We start from the raw sequence: 18,132 nt of genomic DNA on the forward strand, positions 1-18,132 counted from the left end.
ACCACTGACTACTGATCACTGACTAATGACCGCAATTTCCGATCGCTTTGAAACCCTCAAACAGAATCAAGAGTGTGCGCTGATTCCGTTTATTACTGCTGGTGATCCTGATTTAGAAACTACGGCTGCCGCCTTAAAGATTTTAGATAGTAATGGTGCTGACATAATTGAATTAGGCATTCCTTACTCCGATCCTTTGGCAGATGGGCCAGTAATTCAAGCAGCCGCTACTCGTGCTTTACAAAATGGCACAAAACTGGAAAGTGTGCTGGAAATGTTAAAAGTCACCACACCCAGTTTGCAAGCACCGATTGTTTTATTTACTTATTACAATTCTATTCTGCACCGAGGGATTGACAATTTCCTTGAGCAAGTTGCTGCTGCTGGTGTCGCCGGCTTGGTAGTACCGGATTTACCCTTAGAAGAAGCCGCAGGACTACTTAAACCCGCTACTGAACGGGGGATTGATTTAATTCTGTTGATTGCCCCTACAAGTTCATCTGAGAGAATAGAAGCGATCGCTCGTTCATCACAAGGATTTATCTATTTGGTTAGTGTCACAGGTGTTACCGGGATGCGATCGCAAGTAGAAGGGCGTGTGCTTGATTTATTACAAAAAGTTCGGCAAGTAACCGATAAACCCCTCGGTGTTGGTTTTGGCATATCTCAACCCGCACAAGCAACTCAGGTGAGAGATTGGGGAGCAGATGCCGCTATTGTGGGTAGCGCTTTTGTCCAACGCCTAGCCACAGGAACACCAGCAGAAGGACTCAGTGCGATCGCGGAATTTTGTCAAAGTCTGAAGGCAGCCATCAAAACATCTTGATGATTACGATAAATTAGATTACAAAAGTATAACGGTGTAGTTTTTTTACACCTATTTTGTGGACAATTTAACATTTATGGTCTTGAATATTATCATCAGAATATTCATCTGTAAAAAAACTAGCTGAAACAACAGCTTAATATTTTGGGTATTATGTGAATTAAGTAGGCTAAAAGATTATGAGTGTGAGAGTAGGTCAGTCAAACGTTATGGAATTTACATCGCAGATGAGGGGTAAAGGCGATGAGTGAAAGTATGGCATTTATCGGCGGTGTCGCCGTGGCTGGACTGGCGGCTCTCTTGATGCTCAGAGGGACAGGTAATTCCCTACAGCCTAACTTTGGTGTGGCTTCACAAATGCCGGCTAACTTAGTAGCGCCCCAGGTGCTGCCGCCCCAATACCCACCTTACGGGCAAGCACCATATTCTAACCCACAACCAGCCGCACCAAATCCTGTGCAAACCGTGGAATTAGAACGCTTAAAAATGGATTTTGAACGCTTAAAGAGTGACAACGAACAACTAAGAGCGCAAAACCAACAACTCCAATTCCAATTCCAAAACTGGAACAATAGCCAGCAGATGCAGTTAGCCCAACAAAATACTCAAAGGGTAGCATCTGCTGCATTACAACCCCAAAGCTCTTGGTGGAATTCACCTATGGTCTGGGCTGTTGGTGGAGCAACTTTGACAATTGGCGGTGGTATTGTCGTCGCCGGTGTACTGTCTTTATTCTCACCACGTTCACGCCCCACCCGTACAGTACAAGTTATTCACCCATACCAAGGCCCTACACCACCATTGGTTCCTGTACGTAGGGCTGAATTCCTACCCCCAGCAGGGATGGAAACAAGAAGGGTGGAAGCTCATGAGTATGACGAAATGAGGTAAGAAGGCAGGGGGCAGGGGGCAGGAGGAATAATACTTAATCTCTCTCCTTCTCTCCTACTCCCTACTGCTTAATTAATAACCACCTTGAGGAAGTTCTGAAGAACTAGGTGTTTCATTGGTAGATTCTTCCTCATTCTTGGGTGATTCTTCCATAGAATTATTTAGCTCCCCTTGATTTTCTGTCTTGGGGAGTGCTTGTTTGGCTATATTTTCGGCGGCTTGTTTGAATATAGGTTCTAGTTTATCTCGCCAGTATTTAATGTTAGGTAACTTTTCTGGCTGATTTTTGTATTCTAAAACTTTATCCCATTGACCATCTTCTAGGGCTTTGTTGATGTCATTAAACAAGGCATCAGCTTTTTGCCAATCTTGCTGCCACTGATTAATCATGGCACTGGTTTCTTTAATACCAGCAGAAGCATTTGCCGGGATTGATCTTAGCATGGCGATCGCCCCGACTAAATCCCCTGATTCATACTTCCTCCTGGCTTGTTCCACAACTTTAGTGGTGTCTGTTTGGGGTTGTGCTGCTTCCGTTGGCTGAGAATCTGGGGAATCTTCTGGTTGTGGTGCTGAATTAATAAAAGGGTCTAATTTCGGTTGGCGTTTGGGTACTGGTCTAGCAGCAATCAAAGTACTATCATCAACCGTTTTCAACGCAATGCCTTTATCCCGTAGGCAAGAAATCCACTGTTGATTATTAATAATTACATCCGAATGCGCCCAAGCCAAACGACTAGAATTAAATTTTATTTCTACCCAACCTCTTTTTGTGCGTTTACCTGTGACCTCAAAGTTAGTATTAACACCAATAGTTTGTAAAACCGTATCAGTGTTAATGGAACTAGGTTCAGAACGGATATTAGAATTACCCGCTACTACAGCCAGGCATTTATTTCCTGATGTAGCATTATTACCCAAAACATTAGCAGCAAAATTTTTCACATTGGGATAAAAGTTAGCTACTAACGCAGCCGCGCCACCCGCCAATACAATCCCAATTAACAGAGGTAATGGGTCAGATTTGTGAGAGTCTTTACGTCCGGGTTTGGTAACAACTGGGTTTGTTGGTGCAACGGCTACAGTTTGCTGACGAGAGACAGGGGATGATGGTTTAGCTGGTTGATAGTAGGAGCTATTAAAAGGCTTTGCTGGTGTAGAGGATACAGCTACAGATACAGGATTAAGAGCATTTTGTAAGGCTTGTAAAGCTTCTGTGGCAGTTTGGTAACGGTCTTTAAAGTGATAGCGCACCATTTTATTTAAGACTACTGCCAGGCGATCGCTCACATTCACCAAATGCCGCCAAATCAGTTCTCCTGTTTGGGGGTCTTCTTGTAACTCTGTGGGTGAAATACCCGTTAAGGCTTGAATAGCGATAATCCCCAAAGCATAAATATCGCTGTTAGGTCGTGGTCTACCTTGCCCTTGTTCTGTAGGCATATAGCCAGGAGTACCAATGGCCACGGTAGCAGTAGGTTGTCCTCCCACTGTCACCAGTTGGGTACGCAATTGTTTAACAGCCCCGAAATCTACTAAAACTAACTTATTATCAGCAGTGCGGCGGATGATGTTATCTGGCTTAATATCGCGGTGAATCACACCTTGATGATGGACAAATTCCAAGATACTCAAAACTTCTTGCAACAGGTGAGTAACTTGGCTTTCACTCCAACGATTGCCAGGGATAAGTTCTTCTGTCAGGGTATGTCCGTCAATAAACTCTTGGACTAAATAAAATTCTTGATTTTCGTCAAAATAAGCCAGTAACCTGGGTATTTGGTCATGATGACCCAGATTTTCTAAAGTTTCGGCTTCGCTGTTGAAGAGGCGCTTGGCTGTTTCAAATACTCTGGGGTCAGATGTGGCAGGCTTGAGGTGCTTGACAACACAGGTGGGGTTGCCTGGCCGTCGGGTATCCTGAGCAATATAAGTTTGACCAAATCCCCCTATTGCCAGGACTCTAATTACTTGGTATCGATGATCTAGTAGCTTGCCAATCATATTCTCTCCCCAGAGTTATTACCTAGATTTCGCCGATGGTAATAAATATCTCCAATTTTTTTTACATGAAATCCGCTATCTTGATAAAAGATTTGGACTATATAAGCAATCTTTTTAATAAACAAGACTGTAAATTTTTCTTTTAGTGCCTTTGTTAATTACCAATGCCACCCAGAATAACAAACCAAGATACCTGGCACCAGGCCGAACTCCTCATGCAGCCTGCTTTTATTCGCGTTGTCGATAATCTCCGCAAGCAGCTAGATGAATCTGCTTGGAAAGGAACTTACCAAGATGTATTAATTTGGCCCCCCAACACCACAGATGAAACTAAAACTTTGGTGACGCAGTTATTGCAGGAAATGGAATCTGCAACCTTAGAACAGGCTGATGCCATCAGGGAAACTTTGGCTAAACTGCCAATGCCCCACCCAGGATATCATTTATGTTTGCAACGTCAAGACCAAAGTGCCAGTATCGATTTGTGGGAACTGTGTTATCAGGTGTGTTTCCGTAATTACACTTCTGGGAGTGAGTTGGTTGATATTGATACTAGTTTAATTGATGAAACAGGTGAGGTCGATTGGCAGCGTTTGGAAGTGAAGACTAAGGAATTAGTTGAGCAAGTGTTTGCGACTTTACCAGAAGGGTAGGGATGTTGCGATCGCCTAGCGTAGCCCAATAAGTCATAGAACTTGTTGGTTTATTTTCTCTTGTGCAGACTTTGGTGGGCGATCGCTAATTTAATACTTTTCACTTTCTGCCATGATAACTGCTAACACTCGCACAACCACAAACTATCTTCAAATGGTCAAAGCTTACTATCCCAAAGTATTTAAGAGCCAGTGCGGCATAGCTTTATTGCGCGGTCATGGCTTTTAGATATTTTTAAATAATAAAATCGACTATTTTTCAAAACTATCCTTACATCGAACTAAGGTTACTTTCAAAAACAAGCTTGTCCTTACCATCTATATATTGATATTTTTGGTAAATTCTATCTCTTGTAATAACAATCCTTTCAATAAATAAAACATCATCAAGAAAACTATTTAACAGTAAAGTACGTAATTCGTCAGATCGTTGAGAGCGAGAAATGTATAATATCACTCCTAAATCTTTATGGTCTTCTTCAGTCCAGCCTTCTTCATGAGAATAATTACTTCGTAGCGTGTAATTTTCTTTATGAGTTTGATCTTGAAAGTAGTAAATTCCACCCATATAATTACTTTCATGCTTTTCTAAAGTAACTTTTACTACTTTTTCAAAAGTTTTTTTACTTTATCTAAATCTTTTGATTTAAACCCATAAGTATCATAAATATTCATTTTTTCCCTGAAGTATATATAAATATAGGACTAGTATTTGATTTCTGAAATATACGTAGGGTGGGCATTGCCCACCTTATCATGGTTGTGGTGGGCAATGCCCACCCTACAGATACTTAGATATTTTCAATAATCAAATCGGATTCCTATACTACTATTTAACGATATGAAAATACGATCGCCTGATCTCTTTCGTTCCTCTCCTCCGTAAGCCAACTATATTGCTGTATGGGCGGTTTCCATTAGAGAGATTTCAAACGATCGCCGATGGAGGTCGGTCATACAATCGCGCGCAAAAGATTTGCGGCAAGATTTAGCTAAAATATTCTGTAAGCATCCTTGAATCAACTATTCACCGCCCAAAGAAATTGAGGATGCAAAAACTCTATAGTCAACTTCCACCAAAGACTAATAGATAACTAGAGGAATAACAAATGCCTAGCCAAACAAACTATACAGAGGCGTGTAATAATTTTGACAAAATTTATGAAGAAGCAGTTAATAGCCGTGAACCTGTGATTGTTAATCGTGAAGGTGCCGAAAGTGTGTCTGTAATTCCTACTGCGGAACTTAATAGCATTATAGAAACAGCATACTTATTTCAATCACCTGAAAATGCCGCACGACTTCTAGATGCTTTACAGCGAGTGAAGGCTAAGACGAATCATCCGCAAACCATAGATGAACTCCGCCAGGAATTTGGACTTTATGAAGAAGAGTAACTAAATTCGATGTCTTCAGATAATTTAGAACCAGAACCCCTTTCTCCATCTGAAGTTTCCCTAGAAAATAATTCAGAACGCGACCTTGTTTTTGATAAGAGATTTTTGGAAGACCTTACCTATTGGGTAGAGACAAATAGAAAGACTGCACTCCGCGTATTATCTTTAGTAGAAGAGATTAGACGCAATCCCTTTCAAGGAACAGGCAACCCTGAACCATTAAAATATCGGGATGCAAACGTTTGGTCGCGCCGAATTAATCAGACTGACCGGATTGTTTATGTCGTTACTGATAGCCGAATTGAGTTTATTCAAGCTCGGTATCACTATAGCGATCGCTGATTCTCAAACTTGCTGTAAATAATAGTCGAAACGCTGCCGCAATTGTTCAACTGTTAAATTTTGAGTCCAATATTCAACTACTGCATGACCAAAAGCCCAAGCGTTGCGGTCGGGTGTGGTGGGGTTTTCTAAAAGTAGCGGCCATAGAGATAAGAGGTCAAAGTTGAGGGTGCTGGATTCTTCTGTTTTTAATAGTGAGAATAAATCATAAGCCATTTGCAGTTTACCAATGACGATGGGTAACTGTTCTACGGGGATTTGTTCTGCTAGTAGGTAAGCTAAAGTTGGGGAACCAGTGGAAATGGTAGAAATGAACTGAAGCACAGGACTTTTGAGTAATGCTGTCAATCCTTGGGTGGTTGCCATTTGCAATGTGTAGTGGTCAATGATTTTGGCAGCAGCTACAGTACGGGCTTCTAGGTTACGCAAAAAGCGGGCGAGTCTGAGTTGTTTGGCTGGGGCGATCGCCTGGATTAATCCCAAGGATAAAGCCTCTATTCCCCAAGCAAGTCTACCTGTTTTTGTATCACCTGTGACAACGGGTATGACTAGATTACAAAAGTCTCCTAACAATTTAGCACGATACTCTGTAGCTTCGCGGATGGCAATTTCCTTTGGTCTGTTACCCAATTCCCAATCATAAGGCGGTTGCCATTCACGGATGGGACGCAGGCGATCTACTTGGGTAACTACAGCGATCGCGGGGATGTCTGCAACTGTGGTTTTGATTTCTTGCAAAAAGTCCACATCCATTTGCAAGGCGGGGTCAAGTACAGGGGTGACTAACAGTAATAAGTCGGCTTTGGTGGCATATTCTAATACTAAATCTCGTAAGTCACCCCGCTTGACTTGTTCGTATCCTGGTGTATCTAAGAGATTCAAGGTTTCCCCATCTTGGGTTTGCCAGTGGTAATTTTGAATCTCGGCGGTGCTGGGTAACACATCCACTTCTGCCAAATTACTTTGAAAGATTGTATTAATTAAACTGCTTTTTCCTGCTCCCGTTCTTCCTGCCAGTAAAATATTTACAGGTTTCTGGGCAACTTTCTCGACTGGTTGGGCTTGTGCGAGGATGTTTTCTAGTGTTTGAGTTTTGGTTTTTGGTAAGGTTGGGGTAGAAATGGTAGCTGTGGAGATATTGACTGTAGTTCCACTGTAGAGGGCGATCGCCTGGCGACACAAGTTGTTTAAAGCAGCTTCCCGCAGTAATTGCCCTAAATTTACCAATAATTGCTGATTTGCTTGATTAGTTGTGCCTTTAGTTGCCCGGTTAGCCGCCGCAGCCACAGGATTTAACAACCACTGCGCCCAATTCCATGCACGCCAGACCTTCCGCGCTGATGGTTCTAGTTTGCGATACACTTCGTATGCTTGGTATGCTTGCCCAATTGTTACCTGATTGAGTGCTGGTGATAACTTCTGCATCCACTGATCTAAGTCATCGACTGTTCCCCGAATCAATCCGTAAGCTTGGGGGACGTAGATATTTAGTAAGGGATACTGCACCTGGGGATAATAAATCAGGGCGATCGCTCTAACTAAATCTTGACATCTTTGCCAAAATGTTGTCCAATCTTCCCAAATCGGGCGATCGCCTTGGGCAATTGTCAGGATTTCTTGTAAAGCTGCTTCTATTTGTTGTGTCTTATCACTGCTGACGCTTGGTGTTGTGTCCTCCACCGCAGATTTGAGTTCTTCTTTAACTTCGGCTAATGCAGCTTCTATTTGCCGGATGGCTGGTTGTGTCCATTTCACCAACAACCAACGCCAAGCTACAAATACCAAGGTAAACACAGCCCAAATCCAACTTATTCCCCAAGTATGAATCTGCATCCCTGCGGATACTAACAAGAAAATCATGATGGAGGCGATCGGCATTGCCAATACCACCCACTGCCACGGTTTTAAACGTACCATTGCTCAATACCTACCTTAATTAAAGTTCCTGTACTGCTATCATTCAACCAAAGGCGGTGAGAACATAAGCCAAGAATCAATCTTTTTAAATTGAAATAATTAGCAGATATATACTCGATAAGTTAACAAACCGGGTGAGGGATGAAACTTATTTGAGCCAAGCAGAGCTTTTGAGCCTGCATTGTCATCAGTAAAGAACATTGCTCAGGTTTGTAGCAAAGCTGGTTGCAAATTATTTAAAATTTTGGTCAGTTTGTACGTATTTTGTCTTACCTTCTACATTAGTATAATAAATGTCAAGAATCTATAACATTTGATTCATTTAGCTAGGGAATCAACAGTGCTACCAAATAAGCGTACTCCCACAAACCAAGCTCAACGCTGGAAGTTTTTACAACTTTTTGGTCTGGTAAGACGTAATCCTCTACTAATTTCACGATGGGTTTTACGCTGGGTAATGGTAGGGACTGTTTGTGGTCTATTTGCTGGTTTGTACTGGAATGTTTTAGAACTGATGACTCACCAACTGGAAAGGTTTGAGAGTGTGAGTCTGCTAATAGTTATGCCAATAGCTGGATTAATTGTTGGCTTGGTAATCCACTTTTTAGGCAATCCTGGAGAAATTGCTGTCATTGTTGATAATATCCATTTTCGTGGCGGGCGCTTGGATATACGAAAAAATCCAGCGATGATTCTGGCCTCTTTGGTGAGTATAGCTGGTGGGGGCAGTGCAGGCCCAGAAGCCCCATTAGTACAAGTTACAGGTTCTTTTGGTACATGGGTAGGCGATCGCCTCGGTCTCCAGGGCGAAGATATGAGATCCATGAGTCTAGCAGCAATGGCTGCTGGCTTTACTGCCTTGTTTGGCGCACCATTAGGTGGAGCGATGTTTGCCCTAGAAATCCTTCACCATCAGCATATCATCGAATACTATGAAGCTTTAATGCCAGCTATTGTTTCTAGTTGCGCGAGTTACCTAGTATTTGCCTTAATCACTCATTTGGGAATTGCCCCCACGTGGCATTTTCCCGAATACAATTTAGAGAACATGGATGATTTTGCTTGGGCTATCCTATTCGGAATCATCGGCGCTGTTGCAGGCTGGATTTTTATGACCATTTTTCGCACCTGTGACAGATTATGGGCGATGCTTCCCGTCCCTGTCTATATACGCACCACATTAGCAGGATTGGGTTTAGGCACTTTAGCCATCTTCTTACCCCTAACCCGCTATTTCGGACATCAAGAATTAGAGTCAGTTCTAAATACTAATTTTTCAGTTGTTTTTCTCTTGATTTTAGCCCTGGGTAAGATGGCATCAATCAGTTTAACAGTCACTGGTGGGTGGCGTGGTGGTTTCATTATTCCCCTATTTTTTACTGGTGCTTGTGTTGGCAAAGCAATTGCAATTTTAATTCCGGGGTTGAATCCTACACTAGCTATGATATGCACAATGTCAGCTCTTAATGCAGGAGTGACACGCACACCTATAAGTACAACTTTGTTGTTATCAAAACTGACTAATTTTAGCCCTTTTACACCAATCCTTTTTGCGAGCTTGATTGGTTTTTTTCTCGCACCAAAAGTCCCCTTAATAGCTTCTCAGCTTAAATCACAGCAGTCTATTGAAGAGATACAAAGTTAAGTCATGGTCAAAATCTGCTGCAAAAAGATTTTGACATAAAGATTCAGCAATACCAATTTGGAAAATAAATTTAGGTGATTGTAGCAAAGAGGAGCTTTCTCATCGGGTAATTCATTGGGTTTTAAGTTTCTGAATCAAAACTAACTACATAGGTTTATGAACAAGCTTTAGGAATAACGAACTCTGCCGTTGTATCAAGACTTGTTCGTAAAGTAGTTATGTAAGGAGTCAGGCAATAAATTAAGTGATGTCTACGATAATGCTTCGCCTATGCCGCTTGTAATTTGATGCTACTAATTTCATGTTTGGTATAAAAATTACAATCTGATGAGGCGATATTAGTCAACCAGAAAGTGAGATAAATTCTTTGCTGTATTGAATTTCATCTATATTTTGTCTACTCTCCATACTGAGAATCAACAGATATAGAACTAGTATTTGATTTCTGAAATATACGTAGGGTGGGCATTGCCCACCGTATCATGGTTTTGGTGGGCATTGCCCACCGTACAGATACTTAGATATTTTCAAAAATCAAATATGATTCCTATATAAGTTGTAGGTAATAATCGCAAAAATTTGGTATTCTCACTTAATCTAAGCATGACGTTGTAAGTCAAATGCCGGACAAAAGTAAATATTTTTACCTCTGAATTCAACTTTAGTCATCATCATGAACTAAAGTTTCATACTTGCAGAAGTACTTATGGACAATTCAATTTAATTATGGTCTTCTCAATCTTGAGGATGCCTTCAATTTGTTGTGTTTATCAGGTATAAAAAATTATGAAAGCAAAACTGAGGTTTCAACCTGTTTCTCATAGCTGGGTGGCTTTACATCCAAAACCCAAAGGTGTCATTCAATTTATTGGTGGGGCTTTCTTCGGTACTTTTGTCCCCATGCTATTCTATCGCTATTTATTACAATATCTATTTGATAACGGCTACACTATTATTCTTCTACCTTTTAATTTTACCTTTAATCATTATGCAGAAGCAGGGTTTTTAATCAGAGAAGAATACGAAATTGCCCCAGAGTTAATTAGAATGGCAAAACTTGCTAATTATGATTATCAAGTCTATTTAAACGATCGGAAATTTTCATGGATAGGACATAGCATTGGCTGTAAGTATATTGCTCTTTTAGAGGCTTTTTCAGCATTACCAAGAGAGCGCAAAGAACTGGAAGAATTTATTGGTGATATAGTAGCTAAAACATCAAACCCATCAGAGCAGGCGAAAAATGAACGCAAAATTCAAGCTATCGTCGAAAACCTAGAAGTCCTCATGAATGATCTCAAGCAACAACGTGCTAAAGCAACCCAATTAATTAAATATTATCTTGGGTATGAGCCAGATACTTACTGGGATAGAATGGAAGACCCAAGTATTGACAGAACTTTCTTTAAAAGCCTCTTCATCAAAGGACAAACATCTATACTTTTAGCGCCTGTCAATACTGGTACTGATAGTGCAGTTCCCAAATTTTTGGCAAATATTATTGATAAATTAGGCTGGGGTGTTAAACCCAGCCCTCAAGAAACTTATGCTTTAATTCAAGCTACTAATCTCTTTAATCTTCTGGGATTGATTCGCTTCAAATCAGATAATATTGCTAAGTCAACGGGTGACTGGTTTATCAATGTTTTCAAAAAGCCACCAACAGATTTCCAGAATTATTTAGCAGGTGGTCACTTAAAACCTTTAGGTATTCGAGTCGGTGGTTATGTAGTGAATTTTCCCGATAGTTTACCTATTATTGAATCAGCCCAAAGACGAAGTTCTGAGTTGGAAATATATGTAGATAGCCTGCTTCAGGCTTTAGAAAAAGAACGGCGATTATAGCAATTTTAATCATCTTTGCAATAAAGATAGGACTTATGCAAGTGTCATAATTAAACTAACTATAGGGTGCGTCAGCCCTAATAATTTCGTACACATTAGAGGATATTCCTCATCTGACGCACCCTAATATTGTGCGAGTTGCGTAAGTCCTGAAAGAGATAACAGTAGGGGCGCACAGCAACACCCCTACTAGCTCGTATCCTATGAAGCTATAATCAAAAATTTCTGGCCGATGTTGGTTGGTCTAGATAGCCATATACTAGGCGAGAAACTTGATTGATGAACGCTTTAGCTCTAGCATCACCAAAAGGTCTGGCCACCATAATACCTGCCAAATAACGTTTACCAGAGGGTGTTTGGATAATTCCTGCATCTCCTAAAACTCTTCCAAGAGTCCCTGTTTTATGGGCTATGACTGCACCTTTACCCAGTCCTACGGGTAACAAGCTTCTATTTTTGCAGCGGCTCATAATGTCCATAACCCGTGAGTTGCTAGTAGCACTTAGCAACTTATTGTTGGAAATCAAAGCAGCTAAACGCACTAAATCTTTAGGACTAGTTTTGTTAGTTCCCTTGAAATCTCCTAGCAAATTGCGAATGACTGTATTTTGTAATCCCCAACTGCGAAATCTCTGATTCAATCGGTTTTTACCACCTAATCGGTCAATAATCATGTTCGTGGCGGTATTATCACTGATGATCATCATTTTGCTGGCAGTTTCCATCAGCTTAAATTTACTGCCTGCCTTTCTATATTGCATCGTTCCCGAACCACCGGTCATCAGGTCACGCCGCATCACCAAAGTTTCATTAGGGTTAATTCTACCAGCATCAATTTCTTCAAACAAAGCAATGAGAATCGGAAATTTAATTGTGCTGGCTGCGGCAAATGTTTTTTCACCATTGATATCCAGGTACTCCCCGGTTTCCATATCTAAGAAAAACATTCCGGCTGAGAGAGAACTGTAGCGATTCATCAATTGTTTAATTTGAGAATCTAGCTGTGATATTTCTCTACTTAAAGGAACAACACCTGCGAATTCTAAATTATTACTTACAGGAATTGAGATTTTTTCTTCACTTGTTTCTGTATTATCAGCGTCCTTCTTAATAGCTGAGAAATTGAGAATCCAATGTGAGGCAGAATCACCTTTAATTACTAACTTGTCGGGAGAAGTTGTATAACCTGGTGCTAACTCCACCACGATTCTGGCAGTATTGTTCTCAACCTTACCAATACGAATTTCTCGCACGGCGGCTCCGAAATTTTTACGTTGAGTATTAGCTTTGAAAGTTGTTCCTGGTAAGTCGATGACAATTCTGTCTGGATTATTAATTAAAAAAGCTCTGGGCTTAACTTCTGAATCAGTCGTGATATTTAGTTGATTCCGATTAGGATCAAATTTCCATGATTCTAAGCGAGCTGCATTTGCTGGAGTAGATAAAAGAATTGTGCTGACGAGGCCGAGTAAGAGAAAAGGTGACTTCATGCGTGTGAATTGTGAGGAGCTACAGAGATTATTTGCAATATTTTCCGGTGTTTTTTTAATTTTCCGGAAAGTGCTGTGGGAAGGTGATATTTTTGCCTATTTTCTGACATCGAGACGTTTGCAGATGCAAATAGTTCCACTGCAAACTCAAGACATTAAAGCTGACACTTTAGCCTTCTTAGTAACGATTGGTCAATAGTAAATTAACCTATTGTGTTACCCACAGTTGCTAAATTGATTGGCAGTAGGCAAGGAAAACAAAAGAAGCCTGAAGCTACCTTTTCTTTAACTTGCACATTTTTTCGTGTTGGCCGTTGACAGTTGACGGCTAACTGTCAACCATCAACTATCAACAAACCATACCAGTGAGTGTGTAATTTAAAAGCGTCATAGTTTATCAAGATTACAATAAATCCTGACTCCATATATCAAAAAATTACCTCAGTTTGACAAAAAAATTTTGCCAAGGTGGAGACTGAACCAAAAATTATTCAGTTATGTGGGCTAGTTGTGACTAGTACTGATCTATGGTGCAGCGATCGCCGCTATATTTTACTGAGTATACTTAATTAAAATATAACCAAAACTTAAAATGCCTCAGTCAAATTAAAAGATTGTATGAACTCCAGGCAGTAAATTTCTAATGCCAGTGACTTTTTGTGTATATTTACACCTAGCATAGAATAATTTATTTGACCAAAAACTGAAAATTTTACTTTACAGTCATGTCCGTACCTGATTTTACGCCTAAGCCGGAACGCTTTACTATGGATAGATTAGCTATTGTGAATCATCCAATGAATGCGGACTTTTTACAACAGCCTGTACACTATTCAGCTATTAGCGTTAGAAAAAGATTAATTGATATTATCGGTGCTATTGTGGGGCTGATAATTACAGCTATTATCACAGTTCCCATCGCTATACTTACTATTATTAATGATCCTGGCCCCATATTTTATTCTCAAATTCGTTGCGGTCTGAACGGCAGACATTTCCGCATTTGGAAATTTCGGTCTATGGTGGTTAACGCCGATAAAGTTAAGCATTTGGTAAAAAACCAAGCTCAGGGTCACATATTTAAGTCGGTGAATGACCCACGTATCACCCCTATGGGTAGATTTTTGCGTCGTACCAGCTTAGATGAGTTTCCCCAATTTTGGAATGTTTTAAAAGGGGATATGAGTTTAGTGGGAACTCGTCCACCCACACCTGATGAAGTTGTTCATTATGAACCACGTCACTGGGAAAGATTACGGGTTAAACCAGGAATGACGGGAGAATGGCAAACTAAAGGTCGTTCCAATATTAAAGATTTTGAAACTATCGTACAGATGGATTTAGATTATCAACGTAAATGGTCTATAACTTACGACCTCAGTCTGATATTGAAAACCGTGTGGGTAGTGCTAAAAAAAAGCGGTGCTTGTTAGTTAACCTTTCACACCACTGCCAATATCTGTTTCTACGATGTAACGCTGTAGTATAAGAAATAATACTAGTACAGGGGCGATCGCAATTACGGAACCAGCCGCAACCAAACGCCAGTCAAGGGAAAACGTCCCCGCCAGTTTAGCTACACCCAAAGGTAAGGTATACAAATTCTCATCCTGAATCACAATCAATGGCCACAGAAAGTCACTCCAAGCGCCGATAAATACAAAAATAGCTAGAGTTACCAATGCTGGTCTCACAGCAGGTAACATAATATGCCACCACAAGCCTAACTCCGAACTACCATCCATCCTGGCAGCTTCTTCTATTTCTTTGGGAACACCCATAAAAGCTTGCCTTAAGAGGAAAATACCAAAAGCAGAAGCCAAGCTAGGAAACATCATACCGAGATAAGTATTGCGTAAGCCCAACTGCACAGTCAAAATGTACAGTGGTATCATCACGATTTGGAAGGGAATCATAATCGTAGAAACGATCGCAATAAAAATCCAGTCCCTCCCCGGAAATGATAGCCTTGCTAAGGGGTAAGCGGCTAAGGAGCAAAATAACAGATTTAACCCTACAGTCAGTACGGAGACTAAAGTACTGTTATATAAATATTGTCCAAATGGTAGAGAATTCCACACCTTCAAAAAATTATCTACAGTCGGTTGACTTGGTAATAACTGCGGTGGAGACTGAAAGATATTTTCTGTAGGTGATTTTAAAGCAGTGCTGATGAGCCACAACAGAGGGAAGAGAGTGATTAAGGCGATCGCACCTAATAAACCATACATTACCAACGTTCGCCAGGGTGAATTTTGCGTTTTCCAATTCATTCTGTTCGTTGACGGTTGACAGTTAGCCGTTAACTATTAACATGAAAAGATGTTTCCGTCAAGACTGCTTGTAACGGTTGATCCCAATTTTCTTTGGGTAATTGAGGCAAATAGGCAAAATCAAAGACAATTCCGATAGTCGGCTTTTTTGACCATTCTGGAGAACTCAGTAGGCGATCGTAGTATCCCCCGCCGTAGCCTAAACGGTATCCTTGATAGTTACAAGCAACGCTGGGAACGAGAATTAAATCAACTTCCTCAGGGTCTATGGTTGGCGCTTGTGGTTCAGGCTCTTTGATACCATAAGCATTGATATTTAGGGAATCTTTAGGTATCCAACTATGCCACCTCAGGGATTGATCAACACAGCGAGGAAATCCCCAACGGTGGTGAGTATGGGCAAATAAGGAGCTAATATCAGGTTCTTGACGAAAGCTGAAATAGGCAAGTACTGTTTTTGCTTGGGTAAAAAGAGTGGATGATTGTAATAGATACGAAATGCGATCGCTCTTTTCTCGCCATTCTTCAACCGACATAGACTGTCGAGTTTTAATTAAACTCCGGCGTAATTGAGATTTAGTTAATAATTGATGGTCGTTCACTGGGCGCAAATTCAAAGATGGGGTATGGGGTGCTGAGTATGGGGAACAGGTGACAAAAACATTACCCATTACCCATCCACCCATTACCCATTACCCATTACTTAAGCAGCATTTTGTCGATACCAATCAATGGTATTTTTCAAGCCTTGTTTAAAGTCTACTTGGGCTGTGAAATTAAAAGCTTGCTTCGCTCGTTCGGTATCCAAACAACGCCGTGGTTGACCGTTGGGTTTATCGGTTTCCCAAACAATTTCACCTTTAAATTCCATCAATTCGCAAATGAGTGTAACTAAATCGCGGATGGAGATTTCGTAACCAGTTCCCAAGTTGACTGGCTCGGAGTCATTGTAGAATTGAGTTCCCATAACGATACCCCGCGCTGCATCTTCAGAATAGAGAAACTCGCGGGTAGGACTACCATCACCCCAAACTGGCAGCTCTTGATCACCCCTAACTTGGGCTTCATAGACTTTGCGAATTAAAGCTGGGATGACATGAGAACTACCAGGGTCAAAGTTATCTTCCGGCCCATATAAATTTACTGGCAGCAAGTAAACACCATTAAAGCCATACTGCTGACGATAAGATTGTAATTGAACTAAAAGAGCTTTTTTAGCAACTCCGTACGGAGCATTAGTTTCTTCTGGATAACCGTTCCACAGGTCGTCTTCTTTAAATGGTACTGGGGTAAATTTGGGATAAGCACAGATTGTACCCACACACACAAATTTTTCTACTCCAGCTTGATGGGCAGCATGGATTAATTGAGTACCCATAATCAAGTTATCGTAGAACAACTCTGCGGGTTTTTCCCGGTTAAGTCCAATCCCACCTACATGAGCAGCTAAGTGGATAATAATATCTTGTTGATCTACTGCGCGTTGGCAATTTTCCCAAACACGTAAATCTAAATCACGCGATCGCGGTACACTAATTTTCGCCGTATCAGCTCCAGCTTGACACAGCTGATCTATTACCTGACGACCTAGAAACCCTGCCCCACCAGTGACAAGAATCCGTTTATTTTTTAGTTCTAAGGCGGTCATACTTTCATCCTTGGCAAGAATTAATCAGAAGTGGAGTACACCCAGTTGTTGACGAATAGTAGCAATATCCTGCGGTAGGATTGAAGTATTGCCATTAGGTGAAGTCTGACCTAAAGCTTGCAAATCGGCTTCTACCATTAATGCCACCAATTCTTTAAAGGTGACAGAAGGCTTCCATCCCAATTTTTGTTGTGCTTTCGTGGGGTCACCAATTAATAAATCTACTTCCGCCGGACGCAGATAACGCTCATCAAACTCTACATAATCTTGCCAGTTAAGATTTACATAGCCAAACGCCAACTCTAAAAATTCACGTACTGAGTGGGTTTCTCCTGTAGCAATTACATAATCATCTGGTTGTTCTTGCTGTAACATCAACCACATGGCACGGACATAATCTTTGGCATAACCCCAATCTCTCTTGGCATCAAGGTTACCCATATAGATGTTTTTCTGATTGCCGGCAACAATCTGGGCAACAGCTCTAGTAATTTTGCGGGTAACAAAAGTTTCACCGCGACGAGGTGATTCATGGTTAAAAAGTATGCCATTACAAGCAAATAAACCGTAAGATTCCCGGTAATTGACTGTTTGCCAGTGGGCATAAACTTTGGCACAAGCGTAGGGACTACGGGGATAAAATGGTGTAGTTTCGCTTTGGGGTACGGCTTGCACTAAGCCATACATTTCTGAAGAACCAGCTTGGTAAAAACGTACTTGAATGCCTGTGCGTCGTTGGTAGTCACGGATTGCTTCTAGTAACCGTAGTGTTCCCATACCTACGGCATCTACTGTATACTCTGGCGAATCAAAGCTTACTCGTACGTGAGATTGAGCGCCTAAGTTGTAAATTTCTGTTGGTTGAACTTCTTCAAGAATTCGGCGTAGCGTTGTACCATCGGTTAAATCACCGTAGTGAAGAAATAACTTGGCTCCTTCTTGATGGGGATCTTCATAAATGTGATCGATACGGTCTGTATTGAATGTGGAAGTCCGGCGAATAATACCATGAACTTCATAACCTTGTTCTATGAGAAATTCGCTTAAATATGAACCATCTTGACCAGTAATCCCAGTTATTAATGCTCGCTTGTTTTGGTTCATGCTTTGTTTATTCCTTTTTGTCGGTGATGAAATTTTCGCAGGTCAATTGATACAACCTAGCAGGTAATGAATAAATTGCCTAACGGTAAACTTACGC

Annotated in this window: 17 protein-coding genes; 9 read left to right on the forward strand and 8 right to left on the reverse strand. The window is 41.0% G+C overall.

Features of this window, described 5'->3' with window-relative positions; genetic code table 11:
- Positions 1-25 precede the first annotated feature (25 nt).
- Positions 26-826, forward strand: coding sequence for a tryptophan synthase subunit alpha (gene trpA, locus GSQ19_RS15725; protein WP_011318873.1), 801 nt, complete (start codon positions 26-28; stop codon positions 824-826).
- 243 nt (positions 827-1,069) lie between these two features.
- The gene (locus GSQ19_RS15730; RefSeq protein WP_011318874.1) at positions 1,070-1,717 is read left to right on the forward strand and encodes a hypothetical protein; all 648 of its coding nucleotides are present in this window, start codon (positions 1,070-1,072) and stop codon (positions 1,715-1,717) included.
- A 72-nt stretch (positions 1,718-1,789) separates the two neighbouring features.
- Here the strand turns inward: GSQ19_RS15730 and GSQ19_RS15735 are convergent, their stop codons facing one another.
- Positions 1,790-3,721 carry a serine/threonine protein kinase gene (locus GSQ19_RS15735; RefSeq protein ID WP_011318875.1) on the reverse strand — a complete coding sequence of 644 codons (1,932 nt, stop codon included), beginning with the start codon at positions 3,719-3,721 and terminating at the stop codon, positions 1,790-1,792.
- 164 nt (positions 3,722-3,885) lie between these two features.
- Here GSQ19_RS15735 and GSQ19_RS15740 point away from each other — a divergent pair, with 164 nt between their 5' ends.
- Positions 3,886-4,374, forward strand: coding sequence for a hypothetical protein (locus GSQ19_RS15740; protein WP_011318876.1), 489 nt, complete (start codon positions 3,886-3,888; stop codon positions 4,372-4,374).
- 271 nt (positions 4,375-4,645) lie between these two features.
- On the opposite strand, the gene GSQ19_RS15745 is transcribed toward GSQ19_RS15740, so the two are convergent.
- A complete protein-coding gene (locus tag GSQ19_RS15745; RefSeq protein WP_011318877.1) occupies positions 4,646-4,942 on the reverse strand; it encodes a hypothetical protein in 297 nt (98 codons plus the stop codon).
- Between the two features lie 541 nt (positions 4,943-5,483).
- On the opposite strand from GSQ19_RS15745, the gene GSQ19_RS15750 reads away from it, so the two are divergent.
- A complete protein-coding gene (locus tag GSQ19_RS15750; RefSeq protein WP_011318878.1) occupies positions 5,484-5,771 on the forward strand; it encodes a type II toxin-antitoxin system Phd/YefM family antitoxin in 288 nt (95 codons plus the stop codon).
- A gap of 9 nt (positions 5,772-5,780) precedes the next feature.
- Positions 5,781-6,113 (forward strand): Txe/YoeB family addiction module toxin, encoded by a 333-nt coding sequence (locus tag GSQ19_RS15755; protein ID WP_011318879.1) that lies wholly within the window; start codon positions 5,781-5,783, stop codon positions 6,111-6,113.
- 3 nt (positions 6,114-6,116) lie between these two features.
- Here GSQ19_RS15755 and GSQ19_RS15760 read toward each other — a convergent pair whose 3' ends face one another.
- Positions 6,117-8,030 carry a GTPase family protein gene (locus GSQ19_RS15760; protein WP_011318880.1) on the reverse strand — a complete coding sequence of 638 codons (1,914 nt, stop codon included), beginning with the start codon at positions 8,028-8,030 and terminating at the stop codon, positions 6,117-6,119.
- Between the two features lie 340 nt (positions 8,031-8,370).
- On the opposite strand from GSQ19_RS15760, the gene GSQ19_RS15765 reads away from it, so the two are divergent.
- Together GSQ19_RS15765 and GSQ19_RS15770 are read left to right on the forward strand one after the other, a co-directional pair.
- Positions 8,371-9,675, forward strand: a complete 1,305-nt coding sequence (locus GSQ19_RS15765) for a chloride channel protein (protein WP_011318881.1) — start codon at positions 8,371-8,373, stop codon at positions 9,673-9,675.
- A 786-nt stretch (positions 9,676-10,461) separates the two neighbouring features.
- Positions 10,462-11,520: a DUF1350 family protein gene (locus GSQ19_RS15770; protein WP_011318882.1), complete on the forward strand. Its 1,059-nt coding sequence runs from the start codon at positions 10,462-10,464 to the stop codon at positions 11,518-11,520.
- 215 nt (positions 11,521-11,735) lie between these two features.
- On the opposite strand, the gene GSQ19_RS15775 is transcribed toward GSQ19_RS15770, so the two are convergent.
- Entirely contained in the window at positions 11,736-13,010 is a 1,275-nt protein-coding gene (locus GSQ19_RS15775; RefSeq protein WP_011318883.1) for a serine hydrolase, read from the reverse strand.
- Between GSQ19_RS15775 and GSQ19_RS15780 the strand changes: the two genes are divergently transcribed.
- Positions 13,009-13,209 carry a hypothetical protein gene (locus tag GSQ19_RS15780; RefSeq protein ID WP_041456192.1) on the forward strand — a complete coding sequence of 67 codons (201 nt, stop codon included), beginning with the start codon at positions 13,009-13,011 and terminating at the stop codon, positions 13,207-13,209. The genes GSQ19_RS15775 and GSQ19_RS15780 overlap by 2 nt on opposite strands.
- A gap of 526 nt (positions 13,210-13,735) precedes the next feature.
- The gene (locus tag GSQ19_RS15785) at positions 13,736-14,443 is read left to right on the forward strand and encodes a sugar transferase (protein WP_011318884.1); all 708 of its coding nucleotides are present in this window, start codon (positions 13,736-13,738) and stop codon (positions 14,441-14,443) included.
- Here the strand turns inward: GSQ19_RS15785 and GSQ19_RS15790 are convergent, their stop codons facing one another.
- From GSQ19_RS15790 to gmd, 4 genes are read right to left on the reverse strand one after another with little or no spacing between them, the layout of a single operon-like run.
- The gene (locus GSQ19_RS15790; RefSeq protein ID WP_011318885.1) at positions 14,444-15,283 is read right to left on the reverse strand and encodes a carbohydrate ABC transporter permease; all 840 of its coding nucleotides are present in this window, start codon (positions 15,281-15,283) and stop codon (positions 14,444-14,446) included. It abuts the gene before it with no gap.
- Between the two features lie 29 nt (positions 15,284-15,312).
- Positions 15,313-15,969, reverse strand: a complete 657-nt coding sequence (locus tag GSQ19_RS15795) for a 5-formyltetrahydrofolate cyclo-ligase (protein WP_011318886.1) — start codon at positions 15,967-15,969, stop codon at positions 15,313-15,315.
- 17 nt (positions 15,970-15,986) lie between these two features.
- Complete coding sequence (locus GSQ19_RS15800) at positions 15,987-16,931, reverse strand: GDP-L-fucose synthase family protein (RefSeq protein ID WP_011318887.1); 945 nt, start codon at positions 16,929-16,931, stop codon at positions 15,987-15,989.
- Between the two features lie 24 nt (positions 16,932-16,955).
- A complete protein-coding gene (gmd, locus tag GSQ19_RS15805) occupies positions 16,956-18,035 on the reverse strand; it encodes a GDP-mannose 4,6-dehydratase (protein WP_159368352.1) in 1,080 nt (359 codons plus the stop codon).
- Positions 18,036-18,132 lie beyond the last annotated feature (97 nt).

It is taken from the genome of Trichormus variabilis 0441 (genome assembly GCF_009856605.1).
Classification (GTDB): Bacteria; Cyanobacteriota; Cyanobacteriia; order Cyanobacteriales; family Nostocaceae; genus Trichormus; species Trichormus variabilis.

Bases quoted from the DNA above. Each gene is read 5' to 3' on its own strand.
- GSQ19_RS15780 (WP_041456192.1), top strand. From the start codon at position 13,009: ATGCGTGTGAATTGTGAGGAGCTACAGAGATTATTTGCAATATTTTCC.
- GSQ19_RS15735 (WP_011318875.1), bottom strand. From the start codon at position 3,721: ATGATTGGCAAGCTACTAGATCATCGATACCAAGTAATTAGAGTCCTG.
- GSQ19_RS15730 (WP_011318874.1), top strand. From the start codon at position 1,070: ATGAGTGAAAGTATGGCATTTATCGGCGGTGTCGCCGTGGCTGGACTG.
- GSQ19_RS15800 (WP_011318887.1), bottom strand. From the start codon at position 16,931: ATGACCGCCTTAGAACTAAAAAATAAACGGATTCTTGTCACTGGTGGG.
- GSQ19_RS15750 (WP_011318878.1), top strand. From the start codon at position 5,484: ATGCCTAGCCAAACAAACTATACAGAGGCGTGTAATAATTTTGACAAA.
- GSQ19_RS15795 (WP_011318886.1), bottom strand. From the start codon at position 15,969: ATGGGTGGATGGGTAATGGGTAATGTTTTTGTCACCTGTTCCCCATAC.
- GSQ19_RS15760 (WP_011318880.1), bottom strand. From the start codon at position 8,030: ATGGTACGTTTAAAACCGTGGCAGTGGGTGGTATTGGCAATGCCGATC.
- GSQ19_RS15790 (WP_011318885.1), bottom strand. From the start codon at position 15,283: ATGAATTGGAAAACGCAAAATTCACCCTGGCGAACGTTGGTAATGTAT.
- GSQ19_RS15770 (WP_011318882.1), top strand. From the start codon at position 10,462: ATGAAAGCAAAACTGAGGTTTCAACCTGTTTCTCATAGCTGGGTGGCT.
- GSQ19_RS15745 (WP_011318877.1), bottom strand. From the start codon at position 4,942: ATGGGTGGAATTTACTACTTTCAAGATCAAACTCATAAAGAAAATTAC.
- GSQ19_RS15775 (WP_011318883.1), bottom strand. From the start codon at position 13,010: ATGAAGTCACCTTTTCTCTTACTCGGCCTCGTCAGCACAATTCTTTTA.
- trpA (WP_011318873.1), top strand. From the start codon at position 26: ATGACCGCAATTTCCGATCGCTTTGAAACCCTCAAACAGAATCAAGAG.
- GSQ19_RS15755 (WP_011318879.1), top strand. From the start codon at position 5,781: ATGTCTTCAGATAATTTAGAACCAGAACCCCTTTCTCCATCTGAAGTT.
- GSQ19_RS15785 (WP_011318884.1), top strand. From the start codon at position 13,736: ATGTCCGTACCTGATTTTACGCCTAAGCCGGAACGCTTTACTATGGAT.
- GSQ19_RS15740 (WP_011318876.1), top strand. From the start codon at position 3,886: ATGCCACCCAGAATAACAAACCAAGATACCTGGCACCAGGCCGAACTC.
- gmd (WP_159368352.1), bottom strand. From the start codon at position 18,035: ATGAACCAAAACAAGCGAGCATTAATAACTGGGATTACTGGTCAAGAT.